Annotated in this window: 21 protein-coding genes; 11 read left to right on the top strand and 10 right to left on the bottom strand. The window is 63.9% G+C overall.

The window, feature by feature from the left end:
* The first annotated feature begins 21 nt into the window (after positions 1-21).
* The 4 genes from thiB (at position 22) to BSY16_RS16655 (ending at position 5,085) form a co-directional block, all read left to right on the top strand.
* Entirely contained in the window at positions 22-1,029 is a 1,008-nt protein-coding gene (gene thiB / locus BSY16_RS16640) for a thiamine ABC transporter substrate binding subunit (RefSeq protein ID WP_069060697.1), read from the top strand.
* Between the two features lie 4 nt (positions 1,030-1,033).
* On the top strand, positions 1,034-2,653 hold the full coding sequence (gene thiP, locus BSY16_RS16645) for a thiamine/thiamine pyrophosphate ABC transporter permease (RefSeq protein WP_083243009.1): 1,620 nt from the start codon (positions 1,034-1,036) through the stop codon (positions 2,651-2,653).
* Positions 2,646-3,365 carry a thiamine ABC transporter ATP-binding protein gene (gene thiQ, locus BSY16_RS16650; protein ID WP_069060698.1) on the top strand — a complete coding sequence of 240 codons (720 nt, stop codon included), beginning with the start codon at positions 2,646-2,648 and terminating at the stop codon, positions 3,363-3,365. Before thiP ends, thiQ begins: the two co-directional genes overlap by 8 nt.
* A 226-nt stretch (positions 3,366-3,591) precedes the next feature.
* A complete protein-coding gene (locus tag BSY16_RS16655; protein ID WP_150129981.1) occupies positions 3,592-5,085 on the top strand; it encodes a M48 family metalloprotease in 1,494 nt (497 codons plus the stop codon).
* A gap of 78 nt (positions 5,086-5,163) precedes the next feature.
* Here the strand turns inward: BSY16_RS16655 and BSY16_RS16660 are convergent, their stop codons facing one another.
* The 6 genes from BSY16_RS16660 to BSY16_RS16685 form a co-directional block, all read right to left on the bottom strand.
* Positions 5,164-6,024 (bottom strand): RNA polymerase factor sigma-32, encoded by an 861-nt coding sequence (locus tag BSY16_RS16660; RefSeq protein ID WP_069060700.1) that lies wholly within the window; start codon positions 6,022-6,024, stop codon positions 5,164-5,166.
* A 261-nt stretch (positions 6,025-6,285) separates the two neighbouring features.
* Positions 6,286-6,855, bottom strand: coding sequence for a CarD family transcriptional regulator (locus BSY16_RS16665; RefSeq protein WP_069060701.1), 570 nt, complete (start codon positions 6,853-6,855; stop codon positions 6,286-6,288).
* 472 nt (positions 6,856-7,327) lie between these two features.
* On the bottom strand, positions 7,328-7,666 hold the full coding sequence (gene fdxA, locus BSY16_RS16670) for a ferredoxin FdxA (protein WP_069060702.1): 339 nt from the start codon (positions 7,664-7,666) through the stop codon (positions 7,328-7,330).
* Positions 7,667-7,849: 183 nt separating this feature from the next.
* Positions 7,850-8,269, bottom strand: coding sequence for an RNA-binding S4 domain-containing protein (locus BSY16_RS16675; protein WP_069060703.1), 420 nt, complete (start codon positions 8,267-8,269; stop codon positions 7,850-7,852).
* A gap of 3 nt (positions 8,270-8,272) precedes the next feature.
* On the bottom strand, positions 8,273-11,353 hold the full coding sequence (locus tag BSY16_RS16680; protein ID WP_069060704.1) for a helicase-related protein: 3,081 nt from the start codon (positions 11,351-11,353) through the stop codon (positions 8,273-8,275).
* Between the two features lie 300 nt (positions 11,354-11,653).
* On the bottom strand, positions 11,654-12,364 hold the full coding sequence (locus tag BSY16_RS16685; protein WP_069060705.1) for a hypothetical protein: 711 nt from the start codon (positions 12,362-12,364) through the stop codon (positions 11,654-11,656).
* A 251-nt stretch (positions 12,365-12,615) separates the two neighbouring features.
* Between BSY16_RS16685 and BSY16_RS16690 the strand changes: the two genes are divergently transcribed.
* The gene (locus BSY16_RS16690) at positions 12,616-12,936 is read left to right on the top strand and encodes a low molecular weight protein tyrosine phosphatase family protein (RefSeq protein WP_069060706.1); all 321 of its coding nucleotides are present in this window, start codon (positions 12,616-12,618) and stop codon (positions 12,934-12,936) included.
* Positions 12,937-13,005: 69 nt separating this feature from the next.
* Here BSY16_RS16690 and BSY16_RS16695 read toward each other — a convergent pair whose 3' ends face one another.
* From BSY16_RS16695 to BSY16_RS16710, 4 genes are all read right to left on the bottom strand, one after another.
* Positions 13,006-13,194: a helix-turn-helix transcriptional regulator gene (locus BSY16_RS16695; protein WP_069060707.1), complete on the bottom strand. Its 189-nt coding sequence runs from the start codon at positions 13,192-13,194 to the stop codon at positions 13,006-13,008.
* A complete protein-coding gene (locus tag BSY16_RS16700) occupies positions 13,191-13,619 on the bottom strand; it encodes a hypothetical protein (protein ID WP_286157148.1) in 429 nt (142 codons plus the stop codon). Before BSY16_RS16700 ends, BSY16_RS16695 begins: the two co-directional genes overlap by 4 nt.
* Positions 13,620-13,997: 378 nt before the next feature.
* A complete protein-coding gene (gene thpR, locus BSY16_RS16705) occupies positions 13,998-14,579 on the bottom strand; it encodes an RNA 2',3'-cyclic phosphodiesterase (protein WP_069060709.1) in 582 nt (193 codons plus the stop codon).
* Positions 14,580-14,661: 82 nt separating this feature from the next.
* Positions 14,662-15,306 carry an arylesterase gene (locus BSY16_RS16710; protein WP_069060710.1) on the bottom strand — a complete coding sequence of 215 codons (645 nt, stop codon included), beginning with the start codon at positions 15,304-15,306 and terminating at the stop codon, positions 14,662-14,664.
* A 60-nt stretch (positions 15,307-15,366) separates the two neighbouring features.
* Between BSY16_RS16710 and BSY16_RS16715 the strand changes: the two genes are divergently transcribed.
* The 6 genes from BSY16_RS16715 (at position 15,367) to ispG (ending at position 23,249) form a co-directional block, all read left to right on the top strand.
* Positions 15,367-16,083 (top strand): ABC transporter ATP-binding protein, encoded by a 717-nt coding sequence (locus BSY16_RS16715; protein ID WP_069060711.1) that lies wholly within the window; start codon positions 15,367-15,369, stop codon positions 16,081-16,083.
* Complete coding sequence (locus BSY16_RS16720; RefSeq protein ID WP_069060712.1) at positions 16,080-18,632, top strand: ABC transporter permease; 2,553 nt, start codon at positions 16,080-16,082, stop codon at positions 18,630-18,632. Before BSY16_RS16715 ends, BSY16_RS16720 begins: the two co-directional genes overlap by 4 nt.
* Before the next feature lie 188 nt (positions 18,633-18,820).
* Positions 18,821-19,564 (top strand): Bax inhibitor-1/YccA family protein, encoded by a 744-nt coding sequence (locus BSY16_RS16725; protein ID WP_069060713.1) that lies wholly within the window; start codon positions 18,821-18,823, stop codon positions 19,562-19,564.
* Positions 19,565-19,756: 192 nt separating this feature from the next.
* Positions 19,757-20,521 carry a DeoR/GlpR family DNA-binding transcription regulator gene (locus BSY16_RS16730; RefSeq protein WP_502696011.1) on the top strand — a complete coding sequence of 255 codons (765 nt, stop codon included), beginning with the start codon at positions 19,757-19,759 and terminating at the stop codon, positions 20,519-20,521.
* A 38-nt stretch (positions 20,522-20,559) separates the two neighbouring features.
* On the top strand, positions 20,560-21,753 hold the full coding sequence (locus BSY16_RS16735; protein WP_069060715.1) for an MFS transporter: 1,194 nt from the start codon (positions 20,560-20,562) through the stop codon (positions 21,751-21,753).
* A 242-nt stretch (positions 21,754-21,995) separates the two neighbouring features.
* Positions 21,996-23,249 carry a flavodoxin-dependent (E)-4-hydroxy-3-methylbut-2-enyl-diphosphate synthase gene (ispG, locus tag BSY16_RS16740; protein ID WP_069060716.1) on the top strand — a complete coding sequence of 418 codons (1,254 nt, stop codon included), beginning with the start codon at positions 21,996-21,998 and terminating at the stop codon, positions 23,247-23,249.
* The last annotated feature ends 61 nt before the right edge of the window (positions 23,250-23,310 follow it).

Raw genomic sequence — 23,310 nt, forward strand, 5'->3', positions numbered from 1 at the left:
TGAACAGACTAGGAGGCGCGGATGCGCAAGATTGTATTGTCCTCGATTGCGGCACTTGCCGTTTCCATCGCTTTTCCCGCCTTCGCGCAGGACAAGACGCTAACGATCTACACCTATGAAAGCTTCGTTTCCGAATGGGGCCCCGGCCCGAAGGTCAAGGAAGCCTTCGAAAAGACCTGCGGCTGCACGGTCGAATGGGTCGGCGTGGCCGACGGCGTCGAGCTGTTGACGCGCCTGAAGCTGGAAGGCGAGGGCACGAAGGCCGACGTGGTGCTCGGCCTCGACACCAACCTTATTACCGAGGCGAAGGCGACCGGGCTTTTCGAGGCGCACGGCCTGACGCCCGAGGGGCTGACGGTGCCGGGCGGTTTTTCCGACGATACGTTCCTGCCCTATGACTACGGCCATTTCGCCGTGATCTACGACACCGAAACGGTGAAAAATCCGCCGACGAGCCTGAAGGAACTGGTCGAGGGCGATCCGTCGCAGAAGATCGTCATCGAGGACCCGCGCACCTCGACGCCGGGGCTCGGCCTGCTGCTCTGGGTGAAGTCGGTCTATGGCGACAAGGCGGGCGAGGCCTGGGGCACGCTCAAGAACCGCGTCTTGACGGTGACGCCCGGCTGGTCGGAAGCGTACGGCCTGTTCACCAAGGGCGAGGCGCCGATGGTGCTGTCCTACACGACCTCGCCGGCCTACCATGTGATCGCGGAAAAGTCGGAGCGCTACAAGGCGGCCGCCTTCTCCGAAGGGCATTATGTGCAGATCGAGGTGGCCGGCCTGACGCGCACCTCCGACGACAAGGACCTGGCAAAGCAGTTCCTGACCTTCATGACCGGACCTGACTTCCAGTCGATCATCCCGGAAACCAACTGGATGATGCCGGCCGCCAAGACGAAGGATCCGCTGCCGGCCGCCTTCGACGCACTGGTCAAACCGGAAAAGACCTTCCTGATGGCATCGGACGAGGTGGCGGCGAACCGCAAGGCCTGGATCGACGAATGGCTGGCCGCGATGAGCGCCAAGTAACGTGATCTTCGCACGCGCTGAACGAAAGACATTGCGCGTCGCCGGGGGCCTTGCCCTCGGCGGCGTGCTTGCTTTCGTCGGCGTGGCGACGGTGATGCTGCTGGCGCATGCCGGCGGCGGCGATACGCCGCTGTTCGACGCCTATATCTGGCGCGTGGCGCAGTTTACCCTGATGCAGGCGACACTTTCGACCGGGCTTTCCCTCCTGCTTGCCATTCCCGTCGCCCGCGCGCTGGCGCGACAGCGGGATTTTCGGGAGCGGGTGTGGATCATCCGCCTCTCCGTCGTGCCGCTCGGGCTGCCGGCGCTGGTGGCTGCGCTTGGCATTATCGAGGTCTGGGGGCGGCAGGGTGTGGTCAATGATCTGCTGCGGCTCGGTGGTTTGCAGAACCCGGTCAGCGTCTACGGGCTCGCCGGCATCCTGATTGCCCATGTCTTCTTCAACCTGCCGCTCGCCGCCCGCTTCCTGCTGGCGGCGCTCGACCGCATTCCGCCGGAATACTGGCTGTCGTCGGCCAATCTCGGCATGGGCGGCGGTGCTGTCTTCCGGCTGATCGAATGGCCGGTGATCCGGCGCGTCTTGCCGGGCATTGCCGGGCTCGTCTTCATGCTTTGCGCAACGAGTTTCACCATCGTGCTGACGCTCGGCGGCGGGCCGGCGGCGACGACGATCGAGGTGGCGATCTACCAGGCGCTGCGCTTCGATTTCGATCCGCAGCGCGCCGTGCTTCTGGCCTTCCTGCAGATCGCCGTGACGGCGGCGCTGCTCTGGCTCCTGTCGCTGTTCGCGCGTCCCCCGGAGGAAGGTGCGACGGCCGGCCGCGCCATCCGCCGTTTCGACGGGCGCCGGCGGCGCCTTGCCGATGGGGTCGTCATCCTCGTCTTCACGCTGTTCACCGCCGCGCCGCTCGCCGCGACCCTTGCGGCGGGGCTGGCGGCGGATTTCGGCCGGCTGGCGCTTGATCCGCTGCTGCATCGGGCGCTGCTCACCAGCCTTGCGATCTCCTTTGCTTCCGCGAGCCTCAGCCTCGCGATCGCCTTGCCGGTCGTGCTCGTGCCGCGGCTTGCGGAAGCGGGCGGTGCGGGTGCCGCAACGCGGGCGATGGGCCGCGCGCTGCCGGCGGTCGGTTCGCTCATCCTGCTCGTGCCGCCGGTCGTCGTCGCGACGGGCTGGTTTCTGGTGCTCCGGCTGTTCGGCGAGACGGGGCGGTTCGCGCCTGCCGTCATCACCGTCATCAATGCGCTGATGGCGCTGCCCTTCGTGGTGCGCGTGCTGGAGCCGGCCTATCGCACGCATCTTGCCCGCACGGCACGGCTTGCGCTCAGCCTCGGCGTCACAGGGATGCATCGCCTGCTATGGATCGACTGGCCGGCACTCAAGAAACCGTTCCTGACGGCCTTTGCCTTTGCCATGGCGCTGTCGCTCGGCGATCTCGGGGCCGTCGCCATCTTCGGTGCCGAAGGTTTTGTCACGCTGCCCTGGCTGCTGTTCTCGCGCATGGCGAGCTATCGCACGGCGGATGCGGCGGGCATCGCGCTGATCCTCGGCCTGATATGCCTGGCTCTGACGCTGCCCTCGACGGCGGCGGAGCGTCCAACGGAAAGACCCTCCAGCGATGCCTGATATTGCCGTTCGCCTGACCGATGTCACCGTGCGCTTCGATGAGAAACGGCTGACCTTCGATTGCGCCATTGCCGCGGGCGAAGCGGTTGCCGTGGCGGGGCCGTCGGGGGCGGGGAAATCGACGCTGTTCAACGTGATCGCCGGTTTCCAGGCGCCGGCGGCGGGGACGGTGTCGCTTCTTGGCGAGGATATGGCGGCGCGCGAACCGGCGGAGCGGCCCGTCTCCATCATCTTCCAGGACAACAATCTCTTCGCGCATCTAACGATTGCCGACAATGTCGGGCTTGGCATCCATCCGGGGCTGCGGCTCGATACGGCGGCGCGGCAGAGCGTTTTCTCGGCGCTTTCACGCGTCGGCCTCGGTGGTTTCGAGCGACGCCTGCCCGGCTCGCTCTCCGGCGGCGAGCGGCAGCGCGTGGCGCTCGCCCGCGCGCTGGTGCGGCGCCGGCCGATCCTGCTGCTCGACGAGCCGTTTGCAGCACTCGATCCGGCCATGCGGGCCGACATGGCAAAGCTGCTTCTAGAGCTTCGTGCCGAGACGAAGAGCACGATGCTGTTCATCACCCACCAGCCGGACGATATCCGCCGGCTGGCCGACCGGGTGCTGTTTCTCGAGGACGGTGCGATCGTGCTCGACGAGGCGGCGCGCGACTTCCTATCGCGGCGGGAACCGCCAGGGGTTGCAAAATTCCTCGGTCATTCCGCGATTTAGCGGGAAGGGCGGGTTTTCGCCCTCGCGCGGTGCCACAATTTGGTCGCCCCCCTGTGTCACCGGAGCCACAAGGGAAGCGTTTGTCGAATCGGAGGTTGCCGGCCGGGTATGGTGCGTCTATCTCCTCTATTCGAGGACGCGAGGATCCGCGTTCGAGCTGCACCGCAGGGTTGCTGTTCGGGCGAGGGCTCCGTCATGGCTGTGGGCAAGAGAAATGGCGAAAGCAATGCAGGACACTGCAGTGGTATCCGGACGCGGGGTTTTCAGACCCATCGCGGGGCTGCTGCTTGCCGGCATGCTGCTTTCCGGCTGCCAGTCGATCATCGAGCAGACCTACGAGCCAACGATCTCGCCATCGTCCAATCCGCAGATCGTCGACGAGGTGCAGAAGAACGATCCGCGCGCCCAGATGGGTGCACGCGAGCATCCGCGCATCGTTGCGAGCTATGGCGGCGAGTACAAGGACGCCAAAACCGAGCGGCTTGTCGCGCGCATTGCCGGCGCACTGACGCTCGTTTCGGAAAACCCGAACCAGTCCTATCGCATCACCATCCTGAATTCACCGGCGATCAACGCCTTTGCGCTGCCGGGCGGTTATCTCTACGTGACGCGCGGCCTGCTGGCGCTTGCCAATGATGCATCGGAAGTGGCGGCCGTGCTGTCGCACGAAATGGCGCACGTCACCGCCAATCACGGCATCGAGCGACAGAAGAAGGAAGAGGCGGAAGTCATCGCGAGCCGCGTGGTGGCGGAAGTGCTCTCCAGCAACATTGCCGGCAAGCAGGCGCTGGCGCGCGGGAAAATGCGCCTCGCCGCCTTCTCGCGCAACCAGGAACTCCAGGCCGACGTCATCGGCGTGCGCATGCTGGGCGAGGCGGGTTACGACCCGTATGCGGCGGCGCGTTTCCTCGATTCCATGGCGGCCTATGCCCGCTTCACGGCGGTCGACCCCGATTCCGACCAGAGCCTCGACTTCCTGTCGAGCCATCCGAACGCGCCGCAGCGCGTGGAACTGGCGCGGCTGCATGCACGGGCCTTCGGGGCGGAAGGCACGGTGGGCGACCGTGGCCGCGACTATTACCTCGCCGGCATCGACGGTCTGCTCTACGGCGATGCGCCGGAAGAAGGCTATGTGCGCGGCCAGACCTTCCTGCACGGCAAGCTCGGCATCCGCTTCGACGTGCCTGTCGGCTTCCAGATCGACAACAAGGCCGAGGCGGTTCTGGCGACCGGTCCCGGCGACGTGGCGATCCGCTTCGACGGCGTGGCCGACAGCCGCGGACAGGACCTGGTCAACTATATTTCGAGCGGCTGGGTGACCGGCCTCCGGCCCGAGACGATCCAGCCCATCATGATCAACGGGCTGGAGGGTGCCACCGCCAAGGCGGCGGCCGACCGCTGGGAGTTCGACGTTACGGTCGTGCGCATCGACAAGCAGATCTACCGCTTCCTGACGGCGGTGCCGGCGGGCTCCAAGGCACTGGAACCGACGGCCGCGACCCTCAAGGGATCGTTCCGCAAGCTGACGCCGGCCGAAGTCGCCTCGCTCAAGCCGTTGCGTATCCGCGTCATTGCCGCGCGCGCCGGCGATACCGTGGGATCGCTTGCCGCACGCATGATGGGCACGGACAGGAAGGTCGATCTTTTCCGGCTGATCAACGCGATGACGGCGACCAGCACGGTGCGGCCGGGCGAAAAGTTCAAGATCATCAGCGAGTGATTTGAGTGGCGCCTCGTTTGAGGCGCGCCGAGACCATGGATCCCCGGATTAGACCCGAGGATCCACCGGCATGGCGTCTCACGCGTAGGCGAAATCCGTCGTCTTGCTCACCAGCACGGCTTTCAGCTTTTCCAGCGCGCGGTTCTCGATCTGGCGGACCCGCTCCTTGGAAATGCCGAGAAGAACGCCGAGCTCTTCGAGCGTCGCGCCATTTTCCGCAAGGCGGCGGGCGCGGATGATCTTCATCTCGCGCTCGTTGAGCTGGCCGAGTGCTGCGTGCAGCCAATGGTGACGCCGTTCGCCGTCGATGCTGCCTTCGGCCTGCTCGTCCGGCAGGGGGGCGTCGCTGGTCAGGAAGTCAAGGCGGCTGGAGCTTTCGCCCTCGGCCGAGGAAATCGGCGCCTGAAGCGACAGGTCGGAGGAGGAGAGGCGGGCATCCATGGTGCGCACGTCGGCCGTGCTGACGCCGAGGGCCGCGGCGATCTCCTGGTGCATGGCTTCCGCCGTCAGATAGGTGTCGCCGCGCGCGAGGCGGGCGCGCAGGCGCCGCAGATTGAAGAACAGCGCTTTCTGGGCGGAGCTTGTGCCGCCGCGCACGATGGACCAGTTGCGCAGCACATAATCCTGGATCGAGGCGCGGATCCACCAGCTGGCATAGGTGGAAAAGCGCACCTGGCGCTCCGGCTCGAAGCGGGCGGCGGCTTCCAAGAGGCCGATGTAGCCTTCCTGAACGAGATCGCCGAGCGGAAGGCCGAAGTTGCGGAACTTGCCGGCCATCGAAACGACAAGCCGCATATGCGCCATGGCGATGCGGTTGCGGGCTTCCTGATCCTTGTTGTCCTTCCAGGCGTGGGCGAGGGCCTGCTCTTCCTCCCGCTCGAGATAGGGAGCCGACATTGCAAGCTTGATCATGCGGCGGTCTGCGGTCGTCGTAGCCATGGGGTCTCTCCACGTGAACCGAACCGATGCAAGGACGCCCGTTTCAGGCATTCGCCTTGCACCCTGCTTGATGATGACGTTTCAGAAAGACCGACGGTTCGCCCGAAACACCGATTCCGGGAAAAAAAGTGATGACCTCACGCCGCGGCCGCCCGAAGCCGGTCGTCCTCGGGGTTGCAAACGGCCCTGCGGCAGAAAAGTTCCAAAGAAAAAGCCCGGCTGTTGCCAGCCGGGCTTTAAATTTGGAAGGCGCGCCCTAAATCAGGCCGCTTCGTCCTGGGAGTCGTCTTCTTCGATGGCCTTGCCGCGCTTCGGACCCTTGCTCAGGTTGGTCTCGACGAGACGAACGGCTTCGGTTTCCGACATCTTGTTGACGGCTGCGATTTCGCGAGCCATGCGGTCGAGGGCGGCTTCATAGAGCTGACGCTCGGAATAGGACTGTTCCGGCTGGTTTTCGGCACGGTACAGATCGCGAACCACCTCGGCGATCGAGATCAGGTCGCCGGAATTGATCTTGGCATCATATTCCTGCGCGCGGCGCGACCACATGGTGCGCTTCACACGGGCCTTGCCCTGGACAACCTTCAGAGCGCGTTCGACGAAATCGGTCTCCGACAGCTTGCGCATGCCGATGGAAACGGCCTTGGCAACCGGCACCTTGAGACGCATCTTGTCCTTTTCGAAATCGATGACAAAAAGCTCAAGCTTCATGCCGGCGACTTCCTGCTCGTCGATGGCGACGATCTGACCGACGCCGTGAGCGGGATAAACGATCGATTCACCGGTCTTGAAGCCATGGCGCGTGGAAGATTTCTTCTGCTGGGTCGTCATTCTGTTCAAATACTCCCTGTTACGCTCCCGGCGATGCCGGGTGGGTCCGGGGACCCGGGAAAGACGGGGGCACCCTGGGGGGTGTCACCATTCTGGTCCGTCCGCCGACGCAAAAAGGTCCCCTAGCGACGCGATCACATGTGAGCAACCGAGGTTGCCTATGGGAGGTGAGCGACGTTGAGGGATCGTTTGCTTTCGTGGTGGTGTTCGGGCATGCGAAATGCCGCGATGTGGATCAGTATTCAGACCCTACCACAAAAAAGTGCCGAAATCAATAATTTGCTTCGCATGGGTCATCAAGCCTGCCCTATCGCTTTTTCGCGGGAGCATGCTTTTTTCCCCAGGTTCACTCGGCGGCTTGCGCGGGCCGGTGAGGTTTTGAAGGTCGGCGTCCGATGCGCTACCGCGCCAACCTGTTGTTTTCCCGCACTGTGTTGGGCGGCAGGCAAATTCGTTCCGGCGACCGGATGTCTCAGTCGCCCTGGCCGGGGTTCGGCGAGAAGAACTGCTCGTACTTGCCCTCGACGCCGTCCATTTCCTTGGCTTCCGGCATGGCATCGCGCTTGACCGTGACGTTCGGCCAGATCGAGGCGAACTCGGTATTGATCTTCAACCACTTGTCGAGGCCTGGTTCGGTGTCCGGCTTGATCGCTTCCGCAGGACATTCGGGCTCGCAGACGCCGCAGTCGATGCACTCGTCGGGATGGATGACGAGAAAATTCTCACCCTCGTAGAAGCAGTCGACAGGGCAGACTTCGACGCAGTCCATGTATTTGCAGCGGATGCAGTTGTCGGTCACGACATACGTCATGAGTCACTCCAGAGTAGTCATAAGGCGGCGGAGCCGTCCGCCACCGCAGAACCTGTCACGTGATCGGCCTGCCGGACGGGAATGCCGCGCACGCGCAGGCGGTCCGGAGGCTGAGGTAAAGGCTTTGGGGGCGCTTTGCAAGCGTAATACATGCGTCGCCGGGCGCATGCGAGGTATAGAATTCTAATCCTCGTCTTTGCCGGAAAAACCATGCAGGCGGTCGGTTTCCCGGCGTTCCCGCTTGGTCGGGCGGCCGGCGCCGCGCTCGCGCGTTGCCTGGTCGTAGAGCGAGCGTTCCTCGCGCGGCGGCGGGGGCGGCGTCATGTCGCTGTAGAGGTGGCGGGCTTCCTCATAGGGGCCGCGGCGCTCGCCGGGCAGAAGCACCTTGACGATCATGTCGTGCCGATCGAGCGAGAGCGCGACGACATCGCCGGGACGCAGGGCATGGGAAGGCTGGCGGACCTTGATGCCGTTGACGCTGACATCGCCGGCCTCGACGGATTTCGCGGCCAGCGAGCGCGACTTGCGCAGGCGCGCGAAGAACAGCCACTTGTCGATGCGCTGTCGCGCCTGACCTGCCGGCTGTTCTTCGTGTTGCGCCATCGCTTACTTCTTCATCTGCTCCTTGAGCGCTGCCAGCTTGGCGAAGGGTGAATCCGGGTCGATCGGCTTTTCCTTGCGGGGTGGCCGGGCCTCGAATTTCGCCTGCTGCGGCTTGGCCGCGCGATCGTTGCGCTCGCCGCGATCCGGGCGGTTGCCCCCCTGCGGCTTTCCGTCGCGGCCCTTGTTCTGGTCCGGACGGCCACGGCCGCCGTCGCGACGGTCGCCCTGGCGCTCGCCCCGCTCACCGGTCGGCTGGTTGCGATTGCGATCGCCGCCGCGGCGTTCGCCCTGGCCCTGGCGTTCGCCGTTGTTACGATCACCCTGACGCTCGCCGCCATGGCGATTGCCCTGGCGCTGGTTGTTGTCGTGGCGCGAGCCCGGACGCCAGAGCAGAACCGGCTTGACTTCGACCGGTTCGCCTTCGACGGCAGCGTCCGCTGCGACGGGCGTTTCTACGGCGGCCTCGGGCTCGGCAGCCGGCGCCTGCTCGGCCGTCGCGGCTGCAGCCGGTGCTTCGCTGTCGGCATCCGACGCGTCGGCGTCGTGTTCGTCCGTCGTCTCGCTGGTTGCTTCAGCCGTTTCGGCGGTCGCATCTGCCGGTTCGGCGGCAGCAACAGCTGCGGGCGCCTGCGCGGCGAGGAAGGCGGCGGCCTCCTCGGGCTTCACGCTGTCGGCACGATAGCCGAGACCCTTCAGGATCTCTTCCATATCGTCCGGCGTGGCGCCCAGGATGGACAGCATGGCGGTCGTCGCCGTGAAGCGGCGGCCATCATAGGCGCCTTCCGGACGCGGCGTGCCCGGCTTCCACTGCAGCAGCGGGCGGATGAGATCGGCGAGGCGCTCGAGAATGTCGATGCGCACGGCGCGCTTGCCGAGGAAGCGGAAGCCGGCGAGCTTGTAGAAGGCGCGCTCATAGGTCGGATCGGTGACAACAGAGGTGCGGCCGGCGGCCAGCACCGGAATGAGGTCGCCGTAACCCGGCTTGTCGATGCCGTCGTTCTTCAGCGCCCAGAGCAGGGTGATGAGTTCGGCCGGCGCCGGCTTCAGGAGGGCCGGCATGAAGATGTGGTAGGCGCCGAAGCGGATGCCGTGCTTGCGCATGGAGGCGCGGGCATCCTGGTCGAGCGCTTTCACATCATCCGCAACGTCGCGACGGAACAGCACGCCGAGATTTTCGACGAGCTGGAAGGCGAGGCCCTTGGCGAGGCCCTGAAGGTCTTCCGCGCGCGAAAGATCGTCGAGCGGCTTCAGCACGGTCGCGATGTGATGGTTGACGTAGCGCTCGATGCGGGCGGCGACGTGGTCACGCGCATTGCCGGTCAACTGCTCGTCGGAGAGCAGGATGACGCGCGGACGCATGATATGGTCGGAGGGGGCGAGACGCGCGACGGGATCGCCGAGCCAGCGCACCGTGCCATCGGAACCGAGCGCGAGGTCGGCATTGCCAGCGGCATGCAGGCGCGCGGCACGAGCCTCGAACTCCAGCGCAAGCGCCTTATGCGCGGCAGCCTGTACGGCCTTCGCATCGGGTCCTTCCGTTCCGGAGACGAGCGTGAACCGGAAACCGGCCAACTGCCCGACATGATGTCCTTCTACGAAGACATCGCCATTCACACTGATTTCAGCTTCCAACATCGCATTCTCTCTCAGGCGCTTCATGAGCACAGATGTCCTGCGATCAACAAAGCGTTTCGTCAACCGTTCATGTAGCGCATCGGACAATCGGTCTTCGATTTCCCGCGTCTTTTCCTGCCAGTGTGTCGGATCGGCAAGCCATCCGGGCCGATTCGACACATAGGTCCACGTCCGTATCTGCGCGATTCGCGCCGAAAGCGTGTCGATTTCACCGTCGGTTCTGTCGGCCCGCCGGACCTGATCCGCCATGAAATCTTCGTTAACCGTACCGCGCTTTACGAGGTCCGCATAGAGCGTCGAAATCAGGTCGGCGTGCTGGGCGGGGGTGATGCGGCGGTAGTCGGGAAGCGCGCAGGCCTCCCACAGTTTCTGCACGCGCTCCGGCGTCGTCGCGAGGTCGCGGACATCCGGATAGCGCGAAAGATGTTCGAGCGCCTGCTGGTCGACGGCCGGCAGCGCCCGCGTCAGGCCGGCGATCGGCGGTGCTGCGTCGAGCGATTTGCGCAGCGTCACGAGCGACGAATAGTCGAAGCGCGTGGTGCGCCATTGCAGCACTTTGACGGGATCGAACTGGTGCGTCTCGATGCGCTTGACCAGTTCGTCGTCGAAGGGATCGACCCGGCTCGTGATGCCGAAGGTGCCGTCCCGCAGGTGCCGGCCGGCGCGGCCGGCGATCTGGGCGAGTTCGGCGGGGTTCAGATTGCGGAACTGGTAGCCGTCGAATTTCCGGTCCTGCGCGAAGGCGACATGGTCGACGTCGAGATTGAGCCCCATGCCGATGGCGTCGGTGGCGACGAGATACTCGACGTCGCCTTCCTGATAGAGCGCGACCTGGGCGTTGCGGGTGCGCGGGCTCAGCGCGCCGAGCACCACCGCCGCCCCGCCGCGCTGGCGGCGGATCAGCTCGGCGATCGCATAGACCTCGTCGGCGGAAAACGCGACGATGGCGGTGCGCTGCGGCAGGCGGGTGATTTTCTTCGAGCCGGCATAAAAGAGCTGGGAGAGGCGCGGCCGTTCGATGACGTGGATGCCGGGCAGCAACTGCTCGAGGATCGGCTTCATGGTGGCCGCACCAAGCAGCAGCGTCTCGTCGCGGCCCCTCAAGTGCAGCACGCGGTCGGTGAAGATGTGGCCGCGCTCGAGATCGCCAGCGAGCTGCACCTCGTCGATGGCGACGAAGGAGGCGCGCGTCTCGCGCGGCATGGCCTCCACCGTGCAGACCGAAAAGCGCGCCATATGCGGCGTGATCTTCTCCTCGCCGGTGACGAGCGCCACATTGTGCTGCCCGACCTTCTCGACCACACGCGTATAGACCTCGCGCGCCAGGAGGCGCAGAGGCAGGCCGATAATGCCCGTCTCGTGTGCCACCATGCGCTCGATTGCGTAGTGGGTCTTGCCCGTATTGGTCGGGCCGAGCACCGCGGTGACCCCGCGGCCGCTCAAGATCATGGGTGCTTGCGACAAGTCACATACCGGTTGTTTCAACATCAGCCGGACGCATCCGGCAGGCAACAGATGCCCATCGGGGGCCGCGATGGCAAGGGGGAAGGCGAAACTGCGTGTTTTTCCGGGTCGTTTGCCGGCTTATGGAACGGGAGCGGAACGAAACGGCGACGAATCGCTGACTCGGGTGGATTCAGGGTTTGTTCACCACAAGGGGTGGACGGGATTGGTGCGGTGGGGGCGAAATGTTGAATCGGATCAATGGATTTGGCGCTTGGTTTTGGCGATCGTAGAGACGCACCGATCTTAATAGCGGAGGTGCCGATCAATGAACCTAACGATTGCGATTCCTTGGCGATTGGCCATATGCTCCGCCGTCTCATCTCCTGACCAAACCGTCCAGTGGGCAAGGAGATGATCGTCGAGAACCACTGCCGCCGAGCAGAACTTTGACGAAGGGTCGCGATCACATACCGTTTGCACCAAACCCGCTTTTGTCAGTTGCATAGAGACTATCTGATCAAAAACCCGCTCACGCCCGACAGTGGTATGAGATTTCAGCATGCTGATCTCGCGGATATCCATTAGCTCGAAGCTTCCTGGAAGATCAGCGAGTTCCTCTGATCTTAATCCGGTGCAAAGCTGCCTTGCCCACATGCGACTTAGCAACGGGCAGATTTTCCGCGAGATCGACATCTCGTTGTAGGAGCCATAAAGGGCAATAGACATCCGTAATGAACGCGCTGAAACTGGTCTTTCGGGATCATTTGCTTGTTTTACAAGTTGCTTTCTCGCGTCGTCCGAAGACGAAGCCTTATCAAAAGCTGCTTGAAAATTAGCGTCCCGAACAGAAGCGCCGCTAAGCGCTACGAAGGGTAAAACAACCGTCTCATCGGCGATCGAAAAGTGTGCGTCCCTCGATAGAAAATCGACATCCGGTATCGGCGGATTTTGGTTGTCACAGGAAGTCGAAAAGAAAAAGACCGCCAACAAGAGGCCAATGACCCTGCAATCCATGTGTATTCGTTTCCGCAAAATAATCCAAAAAACGACTTACGATGCCCGCCTACCCCGGCTCATCCGTTCTGGTGTCCGCTTGCGCGGATTGAAGTCAACCATCTAGGAAATATTAAACTGTTGAATGTTTTGAAGAGCGGTTACCCTCGTCGAGGCAAACGGAAAGCACGGCCTGTCGTTGGATTGCTTCGGCTATTTCAATGTGAGGCGGTGTATGGTCGCCAGCGTGGCGGACAACATAAGAGGAAGCGGTGAAAAACGTCTTGTTTGTGTGCAGCCAGAACAAGCTTCGCAGTCCGACGGCCGAGCAGGTGTTCGCGAGCTGGCCGAATATCGAAACCGCGTCGGCCGGCACGAACAATGATGCGGAGAATCCGCTTTCGGCAGAGCAGATTGAATGGGCCGATATCGTCTTCGTGATGGAGAAAGCGCACCGCAACAAGGTGCAGGGCAAATACCGCGCCGCGCTCAAGGGTAAACGGCTGATCTGCCTGCACATTCCGGACGACTACGACTTCATGGATCCCGCCCTCATTCGGCTATTGGAGGCCAAAGTCCCTCGGCACTTTTAGCCTCCGTGCGGCAACAGCGGGCCTTGCCTTTCAATGCCCAAGGCATGTGGCGCTACGATAAACGACCGACTACGGCTCGAAAATCTGCTCGATCGGCAAACCGAAGACGCCGGCTATCAGGAAAGCCAGCGGAAGGCTCGGATCGTAGCGCTCGTTCTCGATCGCATTGACCGTCTGCCGCGAGACGTCGAGGCGGGCGGCCAGTTCACCCTGAGACCAGCCCCGGTCGCTGCGCAGCTGCCTGATCCGGTTTTTCATCGGAACCGGCGATGGCTGATCAGGCCGCCGATGATCCACAAGATTGCCATCAGCGGCCAGACGACGAACATCGAGAGTTTCGGGTAGCCCGCATTCTCCAGAAAGCCGTAGCTGAATGAAATCAGCGCGGTTCCGCCGAAGGCCAGGGACAGGGCCTCCAGCTGGATCTGCCGCTGCAGTTCATCGATGCGGCGGATCTGCCGCATGATAGACACGGCAACGGCAAGCGCCGGCACCATGGGCGCGAGCGACAGGGCCGTTTTCCAAAAGCCTTCCAGCTGATTGACGAAAAGGACGGAGATGCTGAGAACGACCGCATAGGCAGCCATGCCCGCGCCAAACTCCACGATGTAACGATACCGCTTCATGATTATCTCCTGTAAAGTTTGCTTTACATAGATATGGATAGTTGGCGTGTCAAGCATGCTTTACATGTCTTCGCGGGAGGAGCCGCGACAGGGTCGATTTACCGGCCTCACGCTGACAAAAGCGCCTCGATGGTCGTTGCGGGTTTACGCAGGACGTGCGGCAGCAGCGCGTCGTCAGCCGCGAACTCCCCCGCGCGACTGGCGCGTTTAAGAGCGTGACATTGGCCTCTCGGCCTTCAATCGCGACGTCGTTGTTAATGGTATAGCCCGGCGGGCGGCGGCAGTGAGCGCAACACTCAGGCCATGACATCAGAGGTGCAGGCCGCGCTTGAGCACATCACTGTATTGCCGCCCGGCGAGCGTCATCTCATGCAGGATTTTTCGACTCGGATCGCGCTGGCGGAAATGTAGCCCTGACGCTTTCTTCGAGGACCGTCAAACCGGATGGTCGTGCAGGTCCGCGCCGTCCCAGCTTCCGCCCGATTCGTAGAGCGGGAAGACCTCTTCGGTGACATAGGGGCCGCCGCCGACTGATTCCTTGGAGGACATCAGCACGAAGCGGTTCACGGTGAAGGTGTTGGTGTAGAAGTTGCCGCGGCCGGAGAGGTAGTGGGCGACGTCTTCGGGGCGGGCGTTGCGCAGGCGCGCGAGGGTGACGTGGGGGGTGAATTTGCGCGGGTCGGCGGGCAGGCCGAGGCGCTGGCAGATGCGCTCGATTTCCGCCTGGAGGGCGTACATTTCCGGGGCCTGGGTGACGCCGGCGAAGACGGAATGGGGTTTCTTCGAGCCGAAGGAGCCGATGCCGGACAGGCCCAGCTGGAATTCAGGGCGCTCGATGCGGTCGAGCTTGTCGACCACCTCGTCGGCGGTGCGGCCGTCGATATCGCCGATGAAGCGTAAGGTGATGTGAAAGTTCTCGACGTCTATCCAGCGGGCTCCGGGGAGGCCACCTCTCAGTAACGAGAGGCTCATGGCCGCGTTGCGCGGCACTTCGAGGGCGATGAAAAGTCTCGGCATGGCGACCTCTCCACACTGGAATGTGCTGTCAGCGAATCACGCAACCGCTTTTTGCGCAACCCTTATTTCGCACCCGCGAAAACTACTCCCCTGCCGTGATCGACTTGAGGAAGGTTTCCGCGGCCGGAAGTATGGTCTTCACCATGACGTCGACGCCCTGCGTGTTGGGGTGCATGCCGTCCTCGAGCTGGAGGTCTGCCTTGGTGACGACGCCGTCGAGGAAGAACGGATAGAGCGCCACGCCGTGTTTGTCCGCCATGCGCTGGTAGATGCCGTTGAAACGTTCGCCGTATTCCGGACCCATGTTCGGGGGCGCGATCATGCCGGCGAGCAGCACGGCGATGCCGCGCTCCTTCAGGCGGGTCAGCATGGCATCGAGGTTCTTTTCCGTCTGTTCCGGCGGAATGCCGCGCAGCGCATCATTGGCGCCGAGTTCGAGGATGACGCCCTTCGTGCCGTCCGGGATCGACCAGTCGAGACGGGCAAGACCGCCCGACGTGGTGTCGCCGGACACGCCGGCATTGGTGACCTCGACCGCAAAACCCTTTTCGCGCAGCGCCGCCTCCAGCTTGACCGGAAAGGCATCCGATGCGGGAAGCTGGTAGCCGGCCATCAGGCTGTCGCCGAAGCCGACGAGCTTGACCGGCTCGGCCAGAGCGTTGCCGGCGGATAACAAAGCTGTGATTGCAAGTGAGGCGAAAATCGAAAGCGCCGCTTTAAACGACATAGTGCTGATCCTAGATTGCTGGCATTCCAGTTGTTCCAACAACATATAGGGCAGAATTCCTTGGCCAAAACCATCATCGATCTTAAAAATGCCGATCTCACCCTCGGGAGGGCTGCCGCCTCCGTGCATGTGCTGAAGGGGATAGGCCTGTCGATCGATGCGGGCGAATCGGTCGGCATCGTCGGACCGTCGGGGTCCGGCAAGTCGACATTGTTGATGGTGCTGGCCGGTCTCGAACGGCTCGACAGCGGTGAAATCCACATTGACGGCGCCGGCCTGCATGGCATGAGCGAGGATCAGGTGGCGGATTTTCGCGGCCGCAACATCGGCATCGTCTTCCAGTCCTTCCACCTCATTCCCAACATGACGGCGCTGGAAAACGTCGCGGTGCCGCTGGAGCTTGCCAATGTGCGCGATGCCTTCGAGATCGCCCGGCGCGAACTGACGGCGGTCGGGCTCGGCGAGCGCCTGTCGCACTATCCCGGCCAGCTTTCCGGTGGCGAGCAGCAGCGCGTGGCGATTGCGCGCGCGCTGGCGCCGGCGCCGAAACTGCTGATCGCCGACGAGCCGACGGGCAATCTCGACACCGAGACCGGCCGGCAGATCGCCGACCTGCTGTTTGCCAAGCAGGCCGAGCGCGGCACGACGCTGGTGCTGGTAACGCATGATCCGTCGCTCGCCGCCCGGTGCAGCCGACAGGTTGCCATGCGTTCCGGCGAGATCGTGTCCGGTGCCGCACCTCTCAGGGCCACGCTTGCAGAGGCGGTGCCGGCATGAGGGTCGGCTCGATCCTTCGGCAGTTTCCGCTGGCTATCCGTCTGGCGCTGCGCGAAATGCGCGGTGGCCTGAAGGGGTTTTACATTTTCCTCGCCTGCATCGCGCTTGGAACGGCGGCGATTGCGGGCGTCAATTCCGTATCGAGCGCCATCACGCAGGCGATCGCCTCGCAGGGGCAGACGCTGCTGGCCGGCGATGTGCGTTTCGAGTTCAACAACCGCTTTGCGACGCCGGAAGAACTGAAGCATTTCCAAAGCCTTGGCGATGTGTCGCTGTCCACCGGGCTGCGTTCCATGGCGCGCCTGCCTGATGGCTCCGACCAGACGCTGGTGGAGGCGAAGGGCGTCGATGGTGCCTATCCGCTCTACGGCGCGTTGGAAACCTTGCCGCAACAGCCGGCGAGCCAGCTGTTTGCCAAGCAGGGCGAGGCCTTTGGCGCCGTGGTGGCGCCCTTGCTGCTGGACCGGCTGGGCATTGCCGTCGGCGACGAGATCCTGCTCGGCACGGCGAAGCTCAAGGTGACGGGCACGCTGGTGCGCGAGCCCGATGCGGTGTCGGAAGGTTTTGGCTTCGCGCCGCGCCTGATGCTGTCGGAAGCTGCCTTGCAGGCAAGCGGCCTCGTACAGACCGGCAGCCTGGTGGAAAATGCCTATCGCGTCCGGCTTGCCGATCAGGACGTGTCGCTCGCAAAGGTCCGGGCCGATGCCAACAAGGCCTTCCCGAAGGCCGGCTGGTCGGTCCGCACCGCCAACAGCGCCGCACCCTCGCTGACCACCAACATCACCCGCTTCTCGCAATTCCTGACGCTGGTCGGCCTGACGGCGCTGATCGTCGGCGGCGTCGGCGTGGCGAATGCCGTGCGGGCCTATCTCGATTCCAAGCGCTCGGTCATCGCGACCTTCAAGTGCCTCGGTGCGCCGGCCTCGCTGGTGGCGCTGATCTACCTGACGCAGATCGCGCTGATTGCGGCCGTGGGCATCCTGATCGGCCTTGTCGCCGGGGCGCTGATGCCCATGGTGGCCATGCAGTTCCTCGAAGGCGTGCTGCCGGTGCCGGCGGAGGCGACGCTCTATCCGTCCGCCCTGCTGATCGCCGCCGTCTTCGGCCTGCTGACGGCGCTCGCCTTCGCGATCATGCCGCTTGGCCATGCCCGTGAGGTGCCGGCGACGGCACTGTTCCGCGAACAGGGTTTTGAAGCCGGCCGGCTGCCGAGCTGGCCCTATGTGCTGGGGGCGGCGGTCTTTCTTGCCGCATTGGCGGGGCTGGCGATCTTTACCGCCTATGACCGCTACATCGCGCTGGTCTTCCTCGGCGCCATCGCCTTTGCCTTCGTGGTGCTGCGTGTCGTCGCCATGCTGATCACGGCGCTGGCCAAGCGCAGTCCGCGGGTCAATTCGCCGTCGCTGCGCCTCGCCATCGGCAACATCCACCGGCCGGGGGCGCTCACCTCCTCCGTCGTGCTGTCGCTCGGGCTTGGGCTTGCGCTGCTGGTCACGCTGACGCTGATCGACGGGAACCTGCGCCGCGAACTCACCGGCAACCTGCCGGAGCGGGCGCCGAACTTCTTCTTCGTCGATATCCAGGGCAGCGAACTCGACGGGTTCCGGCAGGTGCTGCAGTCCAACATGCCCGATGGCAAGATCATCGAGGTGCCGATGCTGCGCGGCCGCGTTATGGAGCTGAACGGCGTCGACGTGGCCAAGGTCAAGGTGCCACCGGAAGGCCAGTGGGTGCTGCGCGGCGATCGCGGCATCACCTATGCCAAGCGCACGCCGGAAAATTCGACGCTCGCCGAGGGTGACTGGTGGCCGGAGGACTATTCCGGCGAGCCGCTCGTCTCGTTTGCCGCGGAGGAGGGTCGCGAGCTCGGCCTCAAGATCGGCGATACCGTGACCGTCAGCGTACTCGGCCGCAACATGACGGCGCGCATCGCCAACTTCCGCAATGTCGAGTGGGAATCGCTGTCGATCAACTTCGTCATGGTCTTTTCGCCGAACACCTTTGCCGGCGCGCCGCATGCGTGGCTGGCAACGGTGATCGACCCGTCGGCGACGGCGGAGCAGGAGGCGGCGACGCTGAAGGCGGTCACCAACGCCTATCCGACCGTCACCAGCGTGCGCGTCAAGGATGCGCTCGACGTGGTCAACGAGCTGGTCGGCCAGCTGGCGACGGCGATCCGTGCCGCGGCCGCCGTGGCGCTGATCGCCTCGATCCTCGTGCTGGCCGGCGCGCTTGCCGCGGGCAACCGGGCGCGCGTGCACGATGCGGTCGTGCTGAAGACGCTCGGCGCCACACGCGCCACGCTGATCCGCGCCTTCAGTTACGAATATCTGATGCTGGGGCTGGCCACCGCGATCTTCGCGCTGTTTGCCGGGGGTGTCGCGGCCTGGTTCGTGGTGAGCCGGATCATGACGCTGCCTTCGAGCTTCCTGCCGGATGTCGCGGTGATGACCGTGGTGACGGCGCTCGTCATGACGGTGGGTATCGGCCTTGCCGGGACCTGGCGTATTCTGGGACAGAAGGCGGCGCCGGTGCTGCGAGAGCTTTGAAATTGCAAGGCCCGTGGCTCGCGCAAGGGTCGCGGGTCTTGTGCGAGACACAATTCATGCGCATATTTACCACAGGCAAGCTGGAGCCCCGCAGCGGTTGCCTGGACCCCGCAAGCGCGCCGAACGATCGGAGCGAATACGCGGGAGCCCGACACCGTCTATTCCAAGGGGCTTTATGAGAGGAAAACATGGCTGATCTTCGCAACTACCAGACCCGAACGGCGAATACCGGCGCTCAGGCCGGTGCCGTCATCGACCAGGGCCTGCGCACCTACATGCTCCGGGTCTACAACCTGATGGCCTTCGGTCTCGCGATCACCGGTCTCGTGGCGTATTTCGCCTCGCAGGCCGCCTTCGCCGATGGCCAGCTGACCGCATTCGGTCAGGCGATCTATGTGAGCCCGCTGAAGTGGGTCGTCATGCTCGCCCCGCTGGCGCTGGTCTTCTTCCTGAGCTTCCGCATCCACACGATGAGCGTTGCCGCCGCGCAGGCGACCTTCTGGGTCTATGCCGGCCTGATGGGCCTGTCGCTGTCGTCGATCTTCCTGGTCTATACCGGCGCCAGCATCGCGCAGACCTTCTTCGTCACCGCCGCCGCCTTCGGCTCACTGTCGCTGTTCGGCTACACGACGAAGCGGGACCTGTCCGCGATGGGCTCGTTCCTGGTGATGGGCCTGTTCGGCCTGATCATCGCCTCGCTCGTCAACCTGTTCCTGCAGTCCTCGGCGCTCGACTTCGCGATCTCCGCGATCGGCGTGCTGGTCTTCGCAGGCCTGACGGCCTGGGATACGCAGAAGATCAAGGAAATGTATTTTGAAGCCGACGACGCCGCCGTGGCCGGCCGCAAGGCCATCATGGGCGCGCTGACGCTCTACCTCGACTTCATCAACCTCTTCCTGTTCCTGCTGCGTTTCCTCGGCAACCGCGAGTAACGCCAGGAGCCGTATGGCTGATCAACACGAACCCCGCCGGAGACGGCGGGGTTTTTGTTTGGGGCCTCGGCGTTTGCAGACATGTCCTCAATGTCGTTCGGCAATCAAACGTGATCTTCGCGTTTCTTGACGTTTTTGCCGGTTCATGCGCATTGTCACTCAATCATGCACGATTTGGTGTCGACGATGTCCATACACGACCTTCTTCTGGGAGAACGGCAGGATCTGATCCGCGCACGGCTCGACGTCTCGGGCCGGGTGATCGCGGCGGAGCTTGCGCAGGAGCTGGGTGTGTCGGAAGACACGATCCGGCGCGATCTGCGCGAGATGGCGGCGCTGGGGCTTTGCCGCCGTGTCTATGGCGGCGCGCTCCGGGTTTTGCAGTCGACCACTTCGATGAACGAGCGTATCGCCGTCAGCGGCGACCGCAAGGCGGCGCTGGGGCGCACCGCGGCCGAGCTGATCCCGGCCGGCAGCACGATCTTCCTCGATTCCGGCAGCACCAACCTGGCGCTCGCCCGCGCTCTGCCGGCGGGCCGCGATCTCACGGTCATCACCAACGCGCCGGCGATCGCGACGGCCGTTCTCGAACGCGATATCGCAACGATCCAGCTGGGAGGATTGATCGATCCGCGCGCCGGTGGCGCGGTCGGCGCGAAGGCGATGCGCGATGCGGAGGCGTTCCGACCGGATATCCCGGTGCTCGGCGTCTGCGGCATCGACCCGGATGCCGGCGTCACCGCTTTCAGTTTCGAGGATGCGGAGCTGAAGCGCCTCATCATCTCGCTGAGCAAATCCGTGCTGGTCGCTGTCCTGAACGACAAGCTTTCCGCCGCCGCTCCCTATTCGGTCGTGCCGCTTTCCCAGGTGACGCGCGCCGTGCTCGAGGCGGACGCGGATGACGCCGAGGCCGACCGGCTCGCGGCGGCCGGTATCCAGATCATCCGCGCCAGGTAGGCTCCGAACCTCGCGATTCCTTTGTAAACGGATCTCCCATGACGACCTCCGACAATGCCCTTGCCGGCAAATCCATCGCCAAGACCTATTTCCCGCCGACACGGCTTGCCGTCTCCGGCCTCTTCCTGCTGAACGGCACCTTTGCCGGCGCCTGGGCGCCAAAAATCCCAGAATTCGCAAGCCGTCTCGACCTTTCCGAATCCGGGCTCGGCCTGATGATCATGTGCTTCGGCATCGGCTCGCTGGTGCTGATGCCGATCGCCGGCATCCTGATCGCCCACTACGGCACGACGCGCACGGTGAAGGGCGCGACGATCCTCTTCCTCTCGACGATGCTGCTGCTCTCCATCGCGCCGAATATCCCGGTCGGTGCCGTCGCCATCTTGTTCTTCGGCGGGCTGATGGGCGCGATGGACGTCGCCATGAACGGCAATGCAGTCGAAGTGGAGAAATCCATGCGGCGCGCCATCATGTCGTCCTGCCATGCCTTCTGGAGTCTCGGCGCCTTCATCGGGGCCACGACCGGCGGTTTCCTGATCGAGCGGCTCGGTGTGATGGGCCATGCGGGACTGCTCACCGTGGTCGGTGCCGTCGCACTCGTGTTCATCTGGCCCTTTGTCCTGCACGATGCGCCGCATCCGAACGAGGAGCGCCAGAAGGTGCGCCTGCCGATGACGCTGCTGCCCTGGCTGATCGGCCTCATGGCGCTGTTCTCCATGGCGCCCGAGGGCGCGATCCTCGACTGGGGTGCGCTCTATATGCGCGACGAGCTTGGTGCGTCGCTGGCGCTCTCGGGCTTCGCCTTCGGTGCGTTCTCACTGACGATGGCCGTCATGCGCTTTGCCGGCGACCATGTGCGCGACCGCTTCGGCGCAGTGAAGACGCTGCGCTTCTGCACCGTCATGGCGATGATCGGCATGGTCACCGCCGGCCTGGCGCCGAACGCCTATATCGCGGTGATCGGCTTTGCGATCTGCGGCGTCGGGATTTCCAACATGGTGCCGATCGCCTTTTCCGCCGCCGGCAACCTGCCCGGTTTCGCGCAGGGCGTGGCGCTGTCGGTCGCGACCGTCATGGGCTATTCCGGCTCGCTGTTTGCACCGTCGATCATCGGCTTCATTGCCGAGCATACTGGCTTTGCCATCATCTTCGCGCTGCTGCCGGTGCTGTTCATCGTCGTGCTGCTGCTGTCGCACCATGCGGTGCATGCGGATGTGCACGATCACCGCTGACGGCAAAACGACGCGCGGCGATCAAATCGTCGCGTGTCCCAAAGCAATTCCAGCAAAAGTGCGCAGCGGTTTTGCGTCCGGAATTTCGTAAAAACAAAGAGATAGGGCGTTTTCGCTTCTCGCAGAAAAGCGGAAATGCTCTGGCGCTTGCAGTTGACAAGCCCGGTTTCCTGATCCACCTGAGGGAAAAGGCCGCGCGCCAAGGCTCGCGTGCAGCCGCTTTTCGAGCAAGAGGCTCCATTATGTCCTTTTCCTTCGACTTTGAACCGAAGCCGCGGCGCCAGTCCGTCGGGGTCGATGTCGGCGGCGTGCTGGTCGGCGGCGGTGCGCCGGTCGTCGTGCAGTCGATGACCAATACGGATACCGCTGATATCGACGGAACGGTCGCCCAGGTCGCGGCCCTCCATCGCGCGGGTTCGGAGATCGTGCGCATCACGGTCGACCGCGACGAGAGTGCGGCGGCGGTGCCGAAGATCCGCGAGCGCCTGCTGCGTCTTGGCCTCGACATACCGCTTGTCGGTGACTTCCACTATATCGGCCACAAGCTGCTCGCCGATCACCCGGCCTGCGCCGAGGCGCTGGCGAAGTACCGCATCAATCCGGGCAATGTCGGCTTCAAGGAAAAGAAGGACCGGCAGTTTTCGGCAATCGTCGAGACGGCGATCCGCCACAACAAGCCGGTGCGCATTGGCGTCAACTGGGGCTCGCTCGACCAGGAGCTTTTGACGCGGCTGATGGACGAAAACCAGGCCAAGGGTTTTCCGCTGACGGCCCAGCAGGTGATGCGCGAGGCGATCTGCCAGTCGGCGCTGCTCTCGGCGGATCTGGCGGAAGAAATCGGCCTGCCGCGCGACCACATCATCCTGTCGGCCAAGGTCTCCAACGTGCAGGATCTCATCGCCGTCTATGCGATGCTGTCTTCCCGCTCCGACCATGCGCTGCATCTCGGACTGACGGAAGCCGGCATGGGTACCAAGGGCATCGTCGCCTCGTCGGCCTCGCTCGGCATTCTCTTGCAGCAGGGCATCGGCGACACGATCCGCATTTCGCTGACGCCGGAGCCCGGCGGCGACCGCACCCGCGAGGTGCAGGTGGCGCAGGAATTGCTGCAGGTCATGGGTTTTCGGCAGTTCATTCCGGTGGTGGCCGCCTGTCCGGGCTGCGGGCGCACGACCTCGACGGTGTTCCAGGAACTGGCGCAGAAAATCCAGGACGACATTCGCAAGAACATGCCGGTCTGGCGTGAAAAATATCCGGGTGTCGAGGGTCTCAAGGTCGCGGTCATGGGCTGCATCGTTAACGGGCCGGGCGAAAGCAAACATGCCGATATCGGCATCTCGCTGCCCGGCACCGGCGAACTGCCGATCGCGCCGATCTATGTCGACGGCAAGAAGGCGATGACGCTGCGCGGTACCAATATCGCCGGCGAATTCGAGACGCTGGTCAACGACTATATCGAGAAGCGCTACGGGCAGGGCCAGGCGGCGGCCGAGTAAGCTTTCTCAGGCGCCACGCGGACGGAAAACCGCTTCACACTTTTCCTGGCGCGGCTCAGGC

It is taken from the genome of Sinorhizobium sp. RAC02 (assembly GCF_001713395.1).
Classification (GTDB): domain Bacteria; phylum Pseudomonadota; class Alphaproteobacteria; order Rhizobiales; family Rhizobiaceae; genus Shinella.

What these genes read in the sequence shown, in the direction of transcription:
- thiB (WP_069060697.1), top strand. Translation starts at nt 22, where the DNA reads ATGCGCAAGATTGTATTGTCCTCGATTGCGGCACTTGCCGTTTCCATC.
- thiQ (WP_069060698.1), top strand. Translation starts at nt 2,646, where the DNA reads ATGCCTGATATTGCCGTTCGCCTGACCGATGTCACCGTGCGCTTCGAT.
- BSY16_RS16655 (WP_150129981.1), top strand. Translation starts at nt 3,592, where the DNA reads ATGCAGGACACTGCAGTGGTATCCGGACGCGGGGTTTTCAGACCCATC.
- BSY16_RS16660 (WP_069060700.1), bottom strand. Translation starts at nt 6,024, where the DNA reads ATGGCTACGACGACCGCAGACCGCCGCATGATCAAGCTTGCAATGTCG.
- BSY16_RS16665 (WP_069060701.1), bottom strand. Translation starts at nt 6,855, where the DNA reads ATGACGACCCAGCAGAAGAAATCTTCCACGCGCCATGGCTTCAAGACC.
- fdxA (WP_069060702.1), bottom strand. Translation starts at nt 7,666, where the DNA reads ATGACGTATGTCGTGACCGACAACTGCATCCGCTGCAAATACATGGAC.
- BSY16_RS16675 (WP_069060703.1), bottom strand. Translation starts at nt 8,269, where the DNA reads ATGGCGCAACACGAAGAACAGCCGGCAGGTCAGGCGCGACAGCGCATC.
- BSY16_RS16680 (WP_069060704.1), bottom strand. Translation starts at nt 11,353, where the DNA reads ATGATCTTGAGCGGCCGCGGGGTCACCGCGGTGCTCGGCCCGACCAAT.
- BSY16_RS16685 (WP_069060705.1), bottom strand. Translation starts at nt 12,364, where the DNA reads ATGGATTGCAGGGTCATTGGCCTCTTGTTGGCGGTCTTTTTCTTTTCG.
- BSY16_RS16695 (WP_069060707.1), bottom strand. Translation starts at nt 13,194, where the DNA reads ATGAAAAACCGGATCAGGCAGCTGCGCAGCGACCGGGGCTGGTCTCAG.
- BSY16_RS16700 (WP_286157148.1), bottom strand. Translation starts at nt 13,619, where the DNA reads ATGCTTGACACGCCAACTATCCATATCTATGTAAAGCAAACTTTACAG.
- thpR (WP_069060709.1), bottom strand. Translation starts at nt 14,579, where the DNA reads ATGCCGAGACTTTTCATCGCCCTCGAAGTGCCGCGCAACGCGGCCATG.
- BSY16_RS16710 (WP_069060710.1), bottom strand. Translation starts at nt 15,306, where the DNA reads ATGTCGTTTAAAGCGGCGCTTTCGATTTTCGCCTCACTTGCAATCACA.
- BSY16_RS16720 (WP_069060712.1), top strand. Translation starts at nt 16,080, where the DNA reads ATGAGGGTCGGCTCGATCCTTCGGCAGTTTCCGCTGGCTATCCGTCTG.
- BSY16_RS16725 (WP_069060713.1), top strand. Translation starts at nt 18,821, where the DNA reads ATGGCTGATCTTCGCAACTACCAGACCCGAACGGCGAATACCGGCGCT.
- BSY16_RS16735 (WP_069060715.1), top strand. Translation starts at nt 20,560, where the DNA reads ATGACGACCTCCGACAATGCCCTTGCCGGCAAATCCATCGCCAAGACC.
- ispG (WP_069060716.1), top strand. Translation starts at nt 21,996, where the DNA reads ATGTCCTTTTCCTTCGACTTTGAACCGAAGCCGCGGCGCCAGTCCGTC.